Origin of the sequence: Staphylococcus borealis, assembly GCF_001224225.1 — a bacterium.
In the GTDB taxonomy this organism is placed as follows: domain Bacteria; phylum Bacillota; class Bacilli; order Staphylococcales; family Staphylococcaceae; genus Staphylococcus; species Staphylococcus borealis.
The window spans coordinates 198,669-215,708 of the sequence record NZ_CUEE01000001.1 but is presented as its reverse complement, the minus strand read 5'-3'; the positions used below and the strand labels follow the sequence as shown (position 1 = coordinate 215,708).

General features: G+C 34.7%; 15 protein-coding genes. 13 read left to right on the top strand and 2 right to left on the bottom strand.

Annotated features, from left to right (window positions below; all coding sequences use genetic code 11):
- Nucleotides 1–155 precede the first annotated feature (155 nt).
- The 12 genes from AK212_RS01130 to AK212_RS01075 all read left to right on the top strand — a co-directional run bounded on the left by AK212_RS01130 (nt 156) and on the right by AK212_RS01075 (nt 15,179).
- On the top strand, nt 156–872 hold the full coding sequence (locus tag AK212_RS01130; protein WP_053028704.1) for a sirohydrochlorin chelatase: 717 nt from the start codon (nt 156–158) through the stop codon (nt 870–872).
- 248 nt (nt 873–1,120) lie between these two features.
- A complete protein-coding gene (gene nirB / locus AK212_RS01125; RefSeq protein WP_053028703.1) occupies nt 1,121–3,532 on the top strand; it encodes a nitrite reductase large subunit NirB in 2,412 nt (803 codons plus the stop codon).
- A gap of 3 nt (nt 3,533–3,535) precedes the next feature.
- Nucleotides 3,536–3,850, top strand: coding sequence for a nitrite reductase small subunit NirD (nirD, locus tag AK212_RS01120; RefSeq protein ID WP_011274977.1), 315 nt, complete (start codon nt 3,536–3,538; stop codon nt 3,848–3,850).
- Entirely contained in the window at nt 3,841–4,785 is a 945-nt protein-coding gene (cobA, locus tag AK212_RS01115; RefSeq protein ID WP_053028702.1) for a uroporphyrinogen-III C-methyltransferase, read from the top strand. Before nirD ends, cobA begins: the two co-directional genes overlap by 10 nt.
- Nucleotides 4,786–4,991: 206 nt before the next feature.
- The gene (locus AK212_RS01110; protein ID WP_053028701.1) at nt 4,992–8,675 is read left to right on the top strand and encodes a nitrate reductase subunit alpha; all 3,684 of its coding nucleotides are present in this window, start codon (nt 4,992–4,994) and stop codon (nt 8,673–8,675) included.
- Nucleotides 8,665–10,218: a nitrate reductase subunit beta gene (gene narH / locus AK212_RS01105; protein WP_053028700.1), complete on the top strand. Its 1,554-nt coding sequence runs from the start codon at nt 8,665–8,667 to the stop codon at nt 10,216–10,218. The genes AK212_RS01110 and narH overlap by 11 nt, the downstream gene beginning before the upstream one ends.
- Nucleotides 10,211–10,786 (top strand): nitrate reductase molybdenum cofactor assembly chaperone, encoded by a 576-nt coding sequence (gene narJ, locus AK212_RS01100; RefSeq protein ID WP_053028699.1) that lies wholly within the window; start codon nt 10,211–10,213, stop codon nt 10,784–10,786. Before narH ends, narJ begins: the two co-directional genes overlap by 8 nt.
- Nucleotides 10,779–11,462 (top strand): respiratory nitrate reductase subunit gamma, encoded by a 684-nt coding sequence (narI, locus tag AK212_RS01095; protein ID WP_053028698.1) that lies wholly within the window; start codon nt 10,779–10,781, stop codon nt 11,460–11,462. Before narJ ends, narI begins: the two co-directional genes overlap by 8 nt.
- Before the next feature lie 23 nt (nt 11,463–11,485).
- Nucleotides 11,486–11,935, top strand: coding sequence for a nitrate respiration regulation accessory nitrate sensor NreA (gene nreA / locus AK212_RS01090; RefSeq protein WP_053029050.1), 450 nt, complete (start codon nt 11,486–11,488; stop codon nt 11,933–11,935).
- A 9-nt stretch (nt 11,936–11,944) separates the two neighbouring features.
- Entirely contained in the window at nt 11,945–12,979 is a 1,035-nt protein-coding gene (nreB, locus tag AK212_RS01085) for a nitrate respiration regulation sensor histidine kinase NreB (RefSeq protein ID WP_053028697.1), read from the top strand.
- Nucleotides 12,980–13,000: 21 nt separating this feature from the next.
- On the top strand, nt 13,001–13,654 hold the full coding sequence (gene nreC / locus AK212_RS01080; RefSeq protein ID WP_011274985.1) for a nitrate respiration regulation response regulator NreC: 654 nt from the start codon (nt 13,001–13,003) through the stop codon (nt 13,652–13,654).
- Between the two features lie 367 nt (nt 13,655–14,021).
- On the top strand, nt 14,022–15,179 hold the full coding sequence (locus AK212_RS01075; protein ID WP_053028696.1) for a nitrate/nitrite transporter: 1,158 nt from the start codon (nt 14,022–14,024) through the stop codon (nt 15,177–15,179).
- A gap of 68 nt (nt 15,180–15,247) precedes the next feature.
- On the opposite strand, the gene AK212_RS01070 is transcribed toward AK212_RS01075, so the two are convergent.
- On the bottom strand, nt 15,248–15,664 hold the full coding sequence (locus AK212_RS01070) for an Hsp20/alpha crystallin family protein (protein ID WP_053028695.1): 417 nt from the start codon (nt 15,662–15,664) through the stop codon (nt 15,248–15,250).
- Between the two features lie 223 nt (nt 15,665–15,887).
- Complete coding sequence (locus AK212_RS01065) at nt 15,888–16,331, bottom strand: MarR family winged helix-turn-helix transcriptional regulator (protein WP_053028694.1); 444 nt, start codon at nt 16,329–16,331, stop codon at nt 15,888–15,890.
- A gap of 281 nt (nt 16,332–16,612) precedes the next feature.
- Between AK212_RS01065 and AK212_RS01060 the strand changes: the two genes are divergently transcribed.
- On the top strand, nt 16,613–16,972 hold the full coding sequence (locus AK212_RS01060) for a DUF3139 domain-containing protein (RefSeq protein WP_053028693.1): 360 nt from the start codon (nt 16,613–16,615) through the stop codon (nt 16,970–16,972).
- Nucleotides 16,973–17,040: the final 68 nt, after the last annotated feature.

The following is a 17,040-nucleotide window of genomic DNA, read 5'->3' as shown; positions in this document are numbered from 1 at the left end:
ACCCTATGTTTGTCTCAACTTTTTTTATTAGTGACAAATTAACCAACAGACTTGACTTGATTAGTAGAAAAACATATGATTTTAATCAACATTTAAAGTTTAATGACGCATTCAATGAATTGTGATTGCACATGGATTAAAGGGGGATGACAGGATTGGTAGCTAATATTTTAGTTGCACATGGTATGAGAAAAGGTGACCAAAATCAAGCGTTAGAAGCATTTTTAGAGTCGCTCTTAAGAGATGAAACCTATCAATATGAACTCGCATTTATAGAGAGTGAAGAGAAAAGTATTGAGAATACAATAGGGCGTTTAATTCAAGCGGGAGAAACACATTTTAAAGTGGTGCCGTTATTAATTTTTTCAGCTATGCATTATATTGTAGATGTGCCGAATATACTTGCGCACATTAAACAAACACATCCACAAATACATTACGAAATTAGTGAACCACTTGGCACACACGATTTAATGGTCGATTTAGTTGAAAGACGAATTCGAGACGTTAATGTGGATGCTTCGGTAAATCATGCCATTGTTCTTATTGCACATGGTAGTTTTTCATATACGCAAGCGCATGATGAGTTGAAATCCTTTGGTAAGAAGCTAAAGCAAGACGTACCTGTCTTTTGTCGAACATTATACGGTGATATTACCTTTAGAAACGATTTAGACCAATTAGCTAAGCAGTATGAAACATTAATTGTTGTACCTATGTTTCTATATGATGGACGCCTTGTTAATAAAGTGAAACGCCTGATTTCAGAAATGGATATTCAAGGTACACTGCATATGACGCCATCTATCAACTTTGATAACATTTTAAAATTAATTATTAGTGATCGTTTAGAGCAATTAGATAATAAATAAACTCAGATTATAAGGAGTAGGACGCCATTCGTATTGAATGCATTGTCCTACTCCTATTATTTTATGTGCAAATAGCGTATTAGGGAATTCCCCGATTTTACTAATATTTGTGAATTTAATCACATTTTTAAGGAGATTTGTTATAGAATAACAGTGAAGAAACAAATGTATAAATTCAAACATTTAATAATAACAAATATTGCAAATGGCAAATAAGTAAATTTTAAGTGATAAAAGGGGCATATTTTATGACTAAACAAAAATTAGTAATGATTGGAAACGGCATGGCAGGTTTAAGAACGATCGAAGAAATTCTTGAACGTTCTGATTCACAATTTGATATCACGATTATTGGCAAAGAACCTTACCCAAATTATAACAGAATTATGTTATCAAATATATTACAAAAGAAAATGACTGTTGAAGAAACAATTATGAATCCATATGAATGGTATGAAGAAAATAACATCGAGTTAATCGTTAATGACCCAGTGGAAACAGTTGATCGTTCTGCTCAAACGGTAACAACTTCTAAAGGTATTGAAGTTAAATACGATATCTGTATTTTTGCAACTGGTTCAAGTGCATTTGTATTACCTATACCTGGTTCAGATTTACCAAGTGTAATTGGTTGGAGAACAATCGAAGATACTGAACGTATGATTGACATCGCTAAAACGAAAAAAAGAGCAGTCGTCATTGGTGGTGGATTGTTAGGACTTGAATGTGCAAGAGGTCTTATGGATCAAGGCATGGAAGTTACTGTATTACACTTAGCAGAATGGCTAATGGAAATGCAACTAGACCGTAAAGCTGGTGGTATGCTTAAAGCAGATTTAGAACGTCAAGGTATGAATATCGAGTTACAAGCAAACTCTAAAGAAATTATAGGTAAAGATGATGTTGAAGCGATTAGATTAGCAGACGGAAGAGTGATTGAGACGGATTTAGTCGTTATGGCAGTAGGTATCCGTCCATTTACGCAAGTCGCTCGAGACGCTGGCTTAGAAGTAAATAGAGGTATTGTCGTTAACGACTATTTACAAACATCAGATCCAAATATTTATGCTGTCGGTGAATGTTCAGAACATAATGGCAAAGTATACGGTTTAGTCGCACCACTTTATGAACAAGGTAAAGTATTAGCCGACTATTTAACTGGTAAAGAAACAGAAGGTTATAAAGGGTCTACAACATTCACTTCATTAAAAGTATCTGGCTGTGATTTATACAGCGCAGGACAAATTGTTGAAAATGATAATGTCCATGGGATTGAAATTTTCAATAGTGTAGATAACATTTATAAAAAAGTGTATTTAAGTGAAGGTCAAGTTGTCGGAGCAGTGTTGTACGGTGATACGGATGATGGTTCAAGATTTTATAACATGATGAAAAAACATGAATCTTTAGAAGACTATACATTGGTTTCATTATTATACAAAGGTGGCGAAGAAGCGGTAACATCAATCGCTGACATGCCAGACGATGAAACGATTTGTGGTTGTAATGGTGTCGACAAAGGTACGATTGTGAATGCAATTACTACGAAAGGTTTAACATCTGTTGACGAAGTTACAAAAGCAACTAAAGCAGGTAACTCTTGTGGTAAATGTAAAGGTCAAATTGGCGAGTTATTACAATGCACATTAGGTGATGACTTTGTAGCAGCAAAACCAACTGGTATTTGTGCATGTACAGACTTAACACGCGACCAAATTGTAACACAAATCAGAGCTAAAGGGCTTAAAACTTCTAAAGAAGTGCGTCATGTTCTCGATTTCAAAGATAAAAATGGTTGCCCTAAATGTCGACCAGCAATTAACTACTATTTAAATATGGTATATCCACATGATCACCAAGATGAAAAAGAATCACGATTCGCAAATGAACGTTACCATGCTAATATTCAAAATGATGGTACATTCTCTGTTATTCCACAAATGCGTGGTGGCGTAACAGATGCTGATCAATTGATTCGATTAGGCGAAGTTGCTAAAAAATACAACGTACCTTTAGTTAAAGTAACAGGTTCACAACGTGTTGGTTTATACGGATTGAAAAAAGAAGAATTACCTCAAGTTTGGAAAGATTTAGGTATGCGTTCAGCATCAGCCTATGGTAAGAAAACACGTTCTGTTAAAAGTTGTGTCGGTAAAGAATTCTGTCGATTTGGTACACAATATACTACACGCTTAGGTATTCGTTTAGAAAAAACATTTGAATACATCGACACACCACATAAATTTAAAATGGGTGTATCTGGTTGCCCACGTAGTTGTGTTGAATCTGGTGTTAAAGATTTCGGTGTTATTTCAGTAGAAAATGGATATCAAATTTATATTGGCGGTAACGGAGGTACAGACGTTAATGTAGGTAAATTATTAACTACTGTTGAAACTGAAGATGATGTTATCCAATTATGTGGTGCATTAATGCAATATTATCGTGAAACAGGTATTTACGCAGAAAGAACTGCACCTTGGTTAAATCGTTTAGGCTTTGAAAACGTCAAAGAAGTGTTATTAGATCCTGAACGTCAAAAAGAATTATTCGATAGAATTATGGATGCTAAAAAAGCGATTGATGGACATGGCGAACCTTGGGAAGCAATCGTTGAAGATAAAGAAGCTCAAAAAATCTTTGAAGTTGAGAGGGTGTAAACGATGAAATCTATGGAAAAAGTTAAAGTAACGACATTAGAAGAATTAACACCATTAATTGGTAAAAAAGTAATTGTTGATGGTAAAGAAATTGGCATTTTCTTAACTGAAAGTGGAGACATTCACGCAATTAATAATATTTGTCCTCATAAACAAGGGCCTTTATCAGAAGGAACAGTGAGTGGTGACTATGTTTATTGCCCATTACATGATCAAAAAGTTGATTTAAGAAGTGGAGAAGTCCAAGAACCAGATACGGGATGTGTTGAAACATATCAAGTGGAAGTCATTGATGGAGACGTATATGTATGTCTATAAATGAGAAGGCAAAGGTATATTTGATTGGTGCGGGTCCTGGGAACCCCAACCTTTTAACTAAAAAAGCAGAGCGATGCATTAAGAAAGCAGACGTTATTCTGTATGATCGTTTAGTTAATCCGCTTATCCTACAATATGCACCAGCTGACGCTGAAATCATTGATGTCGGTAAAAAACCTTATGCGAAACATATACAGCAAGATGAAATCAATTTGAAAATCGTTGAGGCTGCAAAACAATATCAAACGGTGATACGTCTTAAAGGTGGCGATCCAGCGATATTTGGTCGTGTTACTGAAGAAGTGAATACTTTAAAAGACTATGGCATTGACTACGAAATTGTTCCTGGTGTCACTTCAGCAAGTGCAGCTGTTGCAACAATGGATTTAGGTTTGACATTACGATCAGTAGCACCAAGTGTTACGTTCTCGACAGGCCATTTCAAAGATTCAATCAATCAAGAAACGGATATTCGTAATCTCATTAATGGTGGTACGTTAGCTATCTACATGGGAATTAAGCGATTAGGTCATATTATCAAACAAATTACTGCGTATACAACTGAAGATTATTCGATTGCAATTGTCTTTAATGCAACGTGTTATAACCAACGTGTTATTATTGGTAAATTGAGTACAATTGAACATCAATTACAACAACATGAACTTGAAGGTGAACCAGGTATCTGTATATTAGGCGCGATTGTTGATCATATCGATAAAGCACACGTCGTGTCACAAGAACATGAACGCAATGTTGATGATACATTATATGTGATAAAAGGTTCTAAAGAAGATGCTTTATTAAAAGCAGAAGAAATGTCAGAAACAGGTTATCGCTGTTTAATAGACGTTGATGAAAGTTGCCATCCAACACAACAACATTTACATCAACAAATTATCAATGACAATAAAATTAAATATATTAATTGTTAAGTCATCCTTGCAGGCGTGGTACTACAAATTCTTAGAGAGTTAAGTACCACTGCCTGCTTTTTTATTTTTTAGGGATTCCCCCATTCAAATTAGGACATTCCCTAATACCTATCATATGTGAAAAATTGTACAATCATTATAAATTCAAAAGTAAAACGGCAAATCGGAATAAGTTAGTACCTTTAACGGTAGGAGGATTCATATAGATGGGAAAATTTGGATTAAACTTTTTCAAACCAACTGAAAAATTTAATGGAAACTGGTCAGTTCTTGAGAGCAAAAGTAGAGAATGGGAAAAAATGTACCGTGAAAGATGGAGTCACGATAAAGTAGTTCGAACTACACATGGTGTTAACTGTACAGGATCATGTTCATGGAAAGTATTCGTAAAAAATGGTGTGATCACATGGGAGAACCAACAAATTGATTATCCAAGTTGTGGTCCTGATATGCCAGAATTTGAACCGCGTGGTTGTCCTCGTGGTGCATCATTTTCTTGGTATGAATATAGTCCACTTCGTGTGAAATATCCATACATTAGAGGGAAATTATTAGATTTATGGACGACTGCATTAGAAGAAAATAATGGTAACCGCATTGCAGCGTGGGCATCTATTGTTGAAGATGAAGAGAAAGCGAAAATGTATAAACAAGCACGTGGTAAAGGTGGCCATGTTCGTGCTAACTGGAAAGATGTAACAGACATCATCGCTGCACAAATTTTGTATACCATTAAAAAGGATGGTCCAGACCGAATTGCTGGATTCACACCTATTCCAGCGATGTCAATGATTAGTTACGCAGCAGGTGCGAGATTTATTAATTTACTTGGTGGAGAAATGCTAAGCTTCTATGATTGGTATGCCGATCTACCACCTGCGTCACCTCAAATTTGGGGTGAACAAACAGACGTACCTGAATCAAGTGACTGGTACAATGCTGCTTATATTATTATGTGGGGCTCAAATGTACCACTTACACGTACACCGGATGCACACTTTATGACAGAAGTAAGATACAAAGGAACTAAAGTGGTTTCTGTAGCACCAGACTACGCAGAAAATGTTAAATTTGCAGATAACTGGTTAGCACCTAATCCAGGTACAGATGCAGCGGTAGCACAAGCGATGACACACGTTATCTTACAAGAATATTATCAAGATAATCCGAGTGATATGTTCATTAATTATTCTAAACAATATTCAGATATGCCTTTTGTCATTATGTTAGATGAAGACGACAATGGTTATAAAGCAGGGCGATTTTTACGTGCAAGTGATTTAGGTATGGAAAGTGAAAATAGCGAATGGAAACCGGTCATTCACGATATCAATAGTCGTCAATTTGTAGTACCTAATGGCACAATGGGTCAACGCTGGGAAGAAGGCAAGAAGTGGAACTTAAAATTAGAAAATGAAGATGGTTCTAAGATTGATCCAGCAATGTCTATGGCGGAAGACACATATGAAATCAAAACGATTCAATTCCCTTACTTTGATAGTCAAGGTGATGGCATCTTTGAAAGACCGATTGCAGCTAGAAAAGTCACATTAGCTAACGGCAAAGAAGTGTATGTTGCGACGGTATATGACTTGATGACAAGTCAATATGGTATTAAACGATTTAACCATGAATTAGAAGCAACATCTTATGATGATGCAGAATCAAAATATACACCAGCATGGCAACAACGTGTAACAGGTATTAAACCAGAATTAGTGACACAAGTAGCAAGAGAGTTTGCGCAAAATGCTATTGATACAGAAGGGCGCTCAATGATTATCATGGGTGCGGGTATTAACCACTGGTTCAACTCAGATACGATTTATCGCGCGATTTTAAATCTAGTTCTATTATGTGGCTGTCAAGGTGTGAACGGTGGTGGCTGGGCACACTACGTTGGACAAGAAAAATGTCGACCAATTGAAGGATGGAATACTGTAGCCTTTGCTAAAGACTGGCAAGGACCACCACGTTTACAAAATGGTACAAGTTGGTTCTATTTTGCAACGGACCAATGGAAATACGAAGAATCTAATGTTGATAAATTGAAATCACCACTCGCAAATAATATTAAACATCAACATCCAGCTGATTATAATGTTACGGCAGCGAGATTAGGTTGGTTACCATCTTACCCTCAATTCAATAAAAACAGTCTATTATTCGGGGAAGAAGCCAAAGATGAGGGTGATGATTCAAATGAAGCCATTTTAAATAAAGCGATAGAATCTGTGAAAAATAAAGAAACGCAATTTGCGATTGAAGATCCAGATTTAAGAAAGAACTATCCAAAAACATTATTTGTTTGGCGTTCAAATTTAATTTCAAGTTCTGCTAAAGGACAAGAATACTTTATGAAACATTTATTAGGTACACGTTCAGGATTAATGGCTGAACCTAATGAAGAAGATAAACCAGAAGAAATTAAATGGCGTGAAGATACAGAAGGTAAATTAGATTTACTAGTATCGTTGGATTTCAGAATGACTGCGACACCATTGTACTCAGATATCGTCTTACCAGCAGCAACATGGTATGAAAAACATGACTTATCATCAACAGACATGCATCCATTCATTCATCCATTTAATCCAGCTATTGATCCATTATGGGAATCACGTTCAGACTGGGATATTTATAAAACATTAAGTAAAGCTGTTTCTGAAATGGCAAAAGATTATTTACCAGGTACATTTAAAGATGTTGTAACGACACCACTTGGACATGACTCTAAACAAGAGTTGGGTTCTGAATACGGTATCGTTAAAGACTGGTCTAAAGGTGAAGTTGAAGCTGTTCCAGGTAAAACAATGCCAAACTTCGCAGTTGTAGAAAGAGATTACACTAAAATTTACGATAAATATGTAACTTTAGGTCCACTACTTGAAAAAGGAAAAGTTGGTGCACACGGCGTAAGCTTTAGTGTTAAAGACGAATATGAAGAACTTAAAAGTATGGTAGGTACTTGGAATGATGAAGATGCTGAATCAGTTAGAACGAATCGTCCACGTATCGATACAGCTAGAAAAGTAGCAGATGCCATTTTGAATATATCTTCAGCGACAAATGGTAAATTATCACAAAAATCATATGAAGATTTAGAAAATCAAACAGGTATGGAATTGAAAGATATTTCAAAAGAACGTGCATCAGAAAAGATTTCATTCTTAAATATTACGTCACAACCACGTGAAGTAATACCAACAGCTGTGTTCCCTGGTTCAAATAAAAATGGACGTAGATATTCACCATTTACAACCAATATTGAACGTCTTGTACCATTTAGAACACTCACAGGTAGACAAAGTTATTATATCGATCACGAAGTGTTCCAACAATTTGGTGAAAGCTTACCAGTATACAAACCAACGTTACCACCAATGGTATTTGGTACGAGAGATAAGCAAGTTAAAGGTGGACAAGATGCATTAGTATTACGTTATTTAACACCTCATGGTAAATGGAATATTCACTCAACATATCAAGATAATGAACGTATGTTGACATTATTTAGAGGTGGCCCAGTCGTTTGGTTATCTAATGAAGATGCTGAAGAGCATGGCATCAATGATAATGATTGGTTAGAAGTATACAACAGAAACGGTGTTGTAACTGCAAGAGCTGTCACATCACACCGTATGCCAAAAGGCACAATGTTCATGTACCACGCACAAGATAAACATATTGAAACACCAGGGTCAGAAATTACAGATACACGCGGTGGTTCACACAACGCACCAACAAGAATTCACTTAAAACCTACCCAACTTGTAGGTGGATATGCACAAATTAGCTATCACTTTAACTATTATGGACCAATTGGAAATCAACGTGACGTATACGTAGCAGTGAGAAAGATGAAGGAGGTAAATTGGCTTGAAGATTAAAGCGCAAATTGCAATGGTGTTAAATTTAGATAAATGCATAGGTTGCCACACTTGCAGCGTAACATGTAAGAACACTTGGACGAACCGTCCAGGTGCGGAATACATGTGGTTCAACAACGTAGAAACAAAACCAGGTGTCGGATATCCGAAACGATGGGAAGACCAAGAACATTATAAAGGTGGTTGGGTCTTAAATAAAAAAGGAAAATTAGAACTTAAATCTGGTAGTCGTTGGACAAAAATGGCGTTAGGTAAAATCTTTTACAACCCAGATATGCCACTGATTAAAGACTATTATGAACCATGGACATATAACTATGAACATTTAACAACTGCTAAAGAAGGTAAACATTCACCAGTGGCTAAAGCACACTCATTGATCTCTGGCGAAAAACTTAATCTCGAATGGGGACCTAACTGGGAAGATGACTTAGCTGGCGCACATATTACTGGTCCAGAAGATCCAAATATCCAAAAAATCGAAGAAGATATTAAATTCCAATTTGATGAAACGTTCATGATGTATTTACCTCGTCTATGTGAACACTGCTTAAACCCTAGTTGCGTTGCGTCATGTCCTTCAGGTGCCATGTATAAACGTGATGAAGACGGTATCGTTTTAGTTGACCAAGATGCATGTCGTGGTTGGCGCTATTGTATGACAGGCTGTCCTTATAAAAAAGTTTACTTCAACTGGAAAACAAATAAAGCAGAAAAATGTACATTCTGTTTCCCAAGAATTGAAGCGGGACTACCAACTGTTTGTTCGGAAACATGTACAGGTAGAATGAGATATTTAGGTGTCTTATTATATGATGCTGATAGAGTTCATGAAGCAGCTTCAGCTGAAAATGAACAAGATTTATATGAAAAACAATTAGATATTTTCTTAAATCCATTCGATGAAGCTGTGATTGAACAAGCTGAAAAAGATGGTATTAGCTATGAATGGATTGAAGCAGCACAAAACTCACCAGTCTATAAATTAGCAATCGAATATAAATTAGCATTTCCTTTACACCCAGAATTTAGAACAATGCCTATGGTTTGGTATTGCCCACCATTGAGCCCAATCATGAGCTATTTCGAAGGTAAAAATGCTGGTCAAAATCCAGATATGATTTTCCCAGCAATTGAAGAAATGCGTTTACCAATCGAATACTTAGCAAATCTATTTACCGCTGGTGATGTTCAACCTGTTAAGGAATCACTACAAAAGATGGCAATGATGAGAAGCTACATGCGTTCACAAGTTACAGGTAAAGAATTTGATACATCGAAATTAGAAAGACTTGGATTATCTGAAATTCAAACTAAAGATATGTATCGATTATTAGGTTTAGCGAAATATGAAGACCGCTTTGTTGTACCAACATCTCATAAAGAAACTTATTTAGATACGTATCATGCACAAGGTAGTCAAGGTTACGGTGGCGAGTACTTTGGTGATAATTGTGAGGGCTGTGGTGTTCCAGTAGGTTCAGGAAAAACAGGACAAGAAATTTATAATGAGAATTTCTATGGAGGTATTTTCCGTGATTAATTTACAACAATTTCATTATTATCAAGAAAGCTTTGGCTATATTGCACAGCAACTTAATTTTCCTGAGAAACTTACGTTCCATCCAAAAACATTTGAAGAAACGATTGAGCCATCACATCCTGGTTACGATGATTTAGTAAAATATAGAGAAATTATGCATCAATTCACACTATCAGAAATTAAAGCGATTTATACAGATACATTTGATTTCAATAAAAAATCACCACTCTATATGACTTATAACAAATTTGATACACAAAAAGAGCGTGGCCAAATGTTAGCCAAACTTAAAGTGTTATATGAAATGTTTGGTTTGAAAATGGTAGATAATGAGTTATCTGATTATTTACCGTTGATGTTGCAATTCTTGCATGTAGCAACATGGCAAAACGATCCACGTGCTGAAGGAAATATTGAATTGGTTATTATGATTATTGAAGATGGTACGTATGAAATGGCCAATCAATTAGCGCAAGACAACAATCCTTATGCTTACGTGATACGTGCGTTAAGAAATACATTGAAAGCTTGCTTAGAAATTCCAAATGAGGTGACATCTCATGCTTAGTCAATTTTTATGGATTATCTTTCCTTATTTGTGTGTAGCCATCTTTATTGTTGGCCACATTGCACGTTATAAATATGATCAGTTCTCATGGACTGCGAAATCTAGTGAATTCCTAGAAAAGAAACAATTAAAATGGGGTAGCTTATTATTCCATTTAGGTATCATTCCAGTATTTTTTGGTCACGTCGTAGGACTTGCGATACCAGCCAAATGGATTGATGGCCTAGGCGTTAGTGAAGAAATGTATCATTTTGGTGCTGTATACATTGGTAGTATCTTTGGTATAATGACGTTTATTGGTATGTTACTCTTAACAGCACGACGTATTACAATTAAAAATGTTAGAAAGCTAAGTTCAGCATCTGATATTTTTGTCAATTTTTTATTAATATTAATTATTTTCATGGGTTGTTATTCAACATTAGTTACGAATGCGGTGGTAAGTGACTTTGATTATCGTCAAACGATATCTATCTGGTTTAGACACTTATTTACTTTCTCACCTGATGCAAGCTTAATGACAGATGTGCCATTATCATTTAAAATTCACATCTTACTAGGATTTACAATTTTAGCTTGCTGGCCATTCACACGTTTAGTACATGTATGGAGTGTGCCACTATCGTATACTAATCGCAGATATATTGTTTATCGTAAACATAAAACACGTTCATGAGTATGAGAGGAGATTCAAATGTGATTACGACCACTCCAGTTTTTAAGAAACAGGATTTCCAACAACAATTGAATGATCTAAGGGTTAACGAAGGCTACGATTTTGCAGGTGTAGCATTATATGAACACCATAATAGTTCAGCGCCTATTAAATGGCATTATGTCTCAGGCAATACGAATCAACGTTATAAAATGATTATCTTACGTAAAGGCCGTGGCTTAGCGGGTATGGTTATGAAGACTGGTAAACGAATGATTATTGACGACGTTGCTTCAAGTTTATCACCTGAAGATAAGATTAAATATCCTATTTTAATTGCTGAAGACTTGACAGCAATGGTTGCGATTCCATTATGTTACAATAATCAAGTATATGGCGTCTTACTCTTAGGTCAAAGAGATGGTAAGGCGTTACCTGATTATGAAACGTTGGATATTCATGGTAAGCTATGGACATTTTCAGAAGAAATGTAGGTGATCCTAATGTTGGATGTTTATAATCTCGATTTAGAGAACTTACTAAAAAAATATTATGAAAAAACGAACGAAAAAATCGTCTTTGTGAATAAAGATGGTAAAGTTATTGCCATGAATGATGCTGCTGAAGAAATCATTTCAAAGGACAATAACTACAGTGCTATGACGAATGCAATATGTAATCGTTGTGAAGGTTACTCTAATGAATTTGCATTACAAAGTTGTATTAATTGTTATTTAGATACAACAAAGCCGAATGATATGAACTTCCAAGTGTTCATGAAGACTGTGGACAATAAGATTCAACCTTTTACAGCGTCTTATCAATGTATTGATGAAGAGGCTCAAATCTATGCCTTTACATTACAAGACATATCACCACAAATTCAGCGTCAAGAAAAAATGTATCAACGTCAAATGTTACGTAAAACGATTGCCGCACAAGAGAACGAAAGAAAACGTATTTCTAGAGAACTACATGACAGTGTTGTTCAAGAAATGTTAAATGTAGATGTTGAGTTGAGATTGTTAAAATATCAACAAGATATGTCACAACTGATTGAGAAATCTGAGCACATTGAAGTTTTAATGTCTAATTTAATTAATGATATTCGAAACATGTCAGTTGAACTAAGACCTTCATCACTCGATGATTTAGGATTGGAAGCGGCTTTTAAATCGTATTTCAAGCAATTAGAACAAAATTATGGATTTAACGTTGTGTATCAATCAAATATTCAAAATCAACGTTTCGATAGTGAAATTGAAACCGTCGTTTATCGAGTGGTTCAAGAGGCAATATTTAATGCATTGAAGTATGCTGGCGTATATGAAGTAGATGTGTCTGTCCAACAAACGCCAGAGGGTCTTATCGCAGAAGTGATTGATAGAGGTAATGGTTTTGATCCTAATTTGAAACCACAAGGCACTGGGTTAGGATTATATGGTATGAACGAAAGAGCAGAACTTGTCAAAGGGTCAGTGAACATTGAAACGCACATTGGCAAGGGGACAATTATAACGTTAGAAGTACCAGTTTAAAGTAAGTTAGGGGAATATAAAGTGAAGATTGTAATCGCAGACGATCACGCAGTCGTTAGAACAGGATTTTCAATGATATTAAACTTTCAAGAAGATATGGAAGTTGTTGCAACCGCTGCTGATGGGGGAGAGGCTTATCAGAAAGTGATGGAACATAAACCAGATGTCTTAATTATGGATTTAAGTATGCCACCTGGTGAATCTGGTTTAATAGCGACAAGTAAGATATCAGAAAGCTTTCCAGAAACTAAAATCTTAATATTAACGATGTATGATGATGAAGAATATCTGTTCCACGTTCTTCGTAATGGCGCTAAAGGCTATATTTTAAAGAATGCACCTGACGAACAGTTATTGTTAGCAGTTCGCACAGTTTATAAAGGTGAAACCTATGTAGATATGAAGTTGACGACATCGTTAGTTAATGAATTTGTGAATCATAAGCATTCAGATGACGTATCTACGAATGATCCTTTTAAAATTTTATCTAAAAGAGAACTAGAAATCTTACCGCTCATTGCTAAGGGGTATGGCAATAAAGATATTGCCGAAAAGTTGTTTGTGTCGGTTAAAACGGTCGAAGCACATAAGACACATATTATGACGAAACTTGATTTAAAATCTAAGCCTGAGTTAGTTGAATATGCATTGAAAAAGAAATTGTTGGATTTTTAATTACATTTACATCTCTAAAAATGAATGTGTTATAGATAAAAACATCATTTAAGCTACATGGTAAATGCGCAGTAGCTGACTGAATTGAGAAGGTTCTTAAATTAAGTCGTTCTCAAATCTAATCATCCTTGAGAGGCTAGGAAGACGAATTCGAGAAGAATTCTATCCTGGCCTCTTTATTTATGTTCATTTTGGGATAGAAAATATAGGGGGATTCCCCGGCAGTATAAGGGAATGTCCTTATGTTCATTTTTTCACAAATCTACTAAAATTTAAATGTAATCAGTAATGTGATTGAAATATAAATTTTTGACCTCTTTTATATAACAATTACTGATAAAGAAAATGAAATGATGAAGGTGAAAAAATGTATAAGACAAAAGGTGGCTTTCAACTTACATTACAAACGTTAAGTCTTGTAGTAGGATTCATGGCGTGGAGTATCATTTCTCCATTAATGCCGTATATCTCACAAGATATTAAAGTTAATCCTGGTCAGTTATCAATTATACTGGCAATTCCGGTTATATTAGGTTCAATACTACGCGTACCATTTGGCTATTTAACGAATGTTATCGGCGCAAAATGGGTATTCTTCTGTAGTTTTGTCGTTCTATTATTCCCAATATTCTTTTTAGGACAAGCACAAACACCAGGCATGTTAATGCTATCAGGATTCTTTTTAGGTGTTGGTGGCGCGATTTTCTCAGTCGGTGTAACGTCTGTACCAAAATATTTCTCAAAAGATAAAGTAGGACTTGCGAATGGTATTTATGGTATGGGTAACATTGGTACAGCAGTATCATCATTCTTAGCACCACCGATTGCAGGTATTATTGGTTGGCAAACAACAGTAAGAAGCTATTTGATTATCATTGCTATTTTTGCCATTTTAATGTTCATTTTTGGTGATAAAAATGAACCAAAAGTGAAAGTACCTTTAGCATCTCAATTTAAAAAATTATCATCAAATTACAAATTATATTATTTAAGTTTATGGTATTTTATTACATTTGGTGCTTTTGTAGCATTTGGATTATTCTTACCTAACTACTTAGTAAATAATTTTGGTATTGATAAAGTAGATGCAGGGATTCGATCAGGTGTATTTATAGCTTTAGCTACATTCTTGAGACCGGTCGGAGGGATTCTTGGAGATAAGTTTAATGCGGTTAAAGTACAAATGATTGACTTTATTGTTATGGTTATAGGTGCCGTTATTTTAGGCATTTCAAGTCATATTGCATTATTTACGATTGGTTGTTTAACAATCAGTATCTGTGCAGGTTTAGGTAATGGTTTAATATTTAAACTCGTGCCTTCATACTTTGCAAATGAATCTGGTGCAGCTAATGGTATTGTTTCAATGATGGGTGGTTTAGGCGGATTCTTCCCACCACTAGTGATTACTTACGTAACAGGATTAACAGGTTCAAGTCATTTAGCGTTTATTCTTTTAGCAATATTTGGTGTCTTGGCATTTATTACAATGGGACACTTATATAAAAAAGAATACGCAAAATAAGTTTATACATTCATAAGAGCAATACAAGACTAATGATAGCTTTGTATTGCTCTTTAATATATCATTGATTATTCTACTGTAATTGTAGTTGACTGATCTTGTGCACTTACTTCTTTAGGTAAAGTAACGACTAAAATGCCATCTTCATAGCTTGCTTTAATTTGTGATTTATCAATATCATTAAATTCGAAATGTCTGACTAGCTCGCCACTTGCACGTTCATTTAATTGGACGCTACCTGTTTGTTCTGATACATGCTTTTGTACTTTAATTGTTAGTGCAGAATGCTCAAATTTAAGTTCAATTTCTGATTTATTAACGCCTGGTAATTCAGCTTCTAATACATATTGGCTTGATTGATTATAAATATTTGTTGGGAAGCTTTTTGATGAAAATTGATTGAATACTTGTTCTCCTAAATCACGAAATACATCTTTTGGGTTATTTTTAAAAATGGATTGATCGAAAAAATCTCTATTATTCATACGATTGTCTCTCCTTTATTTAAGTAAGCATAGTATAGTTGTAAAATGCTACTTTTAAAGTACATTATAGTAACAGAGACGATGAACGTAAAGCGAAAGGTATTATAGAACAGGAGAAGAAGATAGTGGTGTGGAATAAGAAATACATGGCAAAAGTTCTATTATGTATAAAGCCTAGTCATTGCGATAAATAAGTCGTTCATGCTTTTGCCATGATTAAATATTAGTTAGCTATATAGTCGAAGTTTTTTGAAATAACATGTTTTAAGCTATTAACGAGCTCTTCGTTTTCTTCATGTGTAATATCAAAATCATCAAAGACTTGGTCAGAGATAGCTTCCAACGTTGGTTTAATATTAATACCATTTTCAGTGAGGGTAATTTGAAGATTTCGTTCATCTTCTTTTTCACGCATACGTTGTACATAGCCTTTTTTCTCTAATTTCTTTAAGAGAGGTGTAAGTGTTCCAGAATCTAAAAAGACACGATGTCCAAGTGATTTAATATTTATTTTTTCATCATTTTCGATAGCCATGATGACCATAAAGCTTGTATATGTTAAATCATGCTTTTTTAAATAGTGAGTATATTTTTTTATGACTTCTTTAGAAGTAACATATAATAAAAAACATAATTGATTACTTAAATAACTGTCCTTTACATACATATATTTCCCCCCTTAACTTATTTAAAGATAGTATGAACTAAAAGTATTGTCAAGCCCGTTATCATAGTATTCTATGGACTTTTCAAGTCATTTAAACGTTATTTCAAAGTACATCTACATAAAGGGTGTAAGTGTAGATTTATTTTGAATTAGAGATAAATTGTTAGGCTATTTTGTTACAGAAATATAGAAATACTTTAAAATTTTCTAACTATCATTCATAATAATTTAGATAGTGATTAAATATGTTGAGACTAGGTTGTGTGCAAAGGAGTTTCAAAATGAGTAAAAAACAAAAATGGATTAGAATTTGTATTATTTTAGCTATTTCATTAGTAGTAGCAATCGCTTTCTTTTTTGCAATGAAAACATATCAAGGCCACAGAAACATTAAAACGGTTGATAGTTATTTAGAGCAAAGGAATTTAACTGATAAAATTAAATCAGAGGAGACACTTTATAGTGCCAAAAAAGGTGTTTATTACAAAGAAGTTGTATTTAAAGATGAACCGCATATGACTTATGTCATTCAACCAATTGGTACGCGTAAAGGTATCTTTGCAGAGGGCTTTGATACTGAAACTAAAAAAAGTATTAAAGATGCGAAATATAATGATTTCGATCAAAATTTTAAACCATAGCATTTGATTATAAAGCTGTATTTAGACGTTATGACACTGTCTATGTACAGTTTTTTTGTGCTATTGGA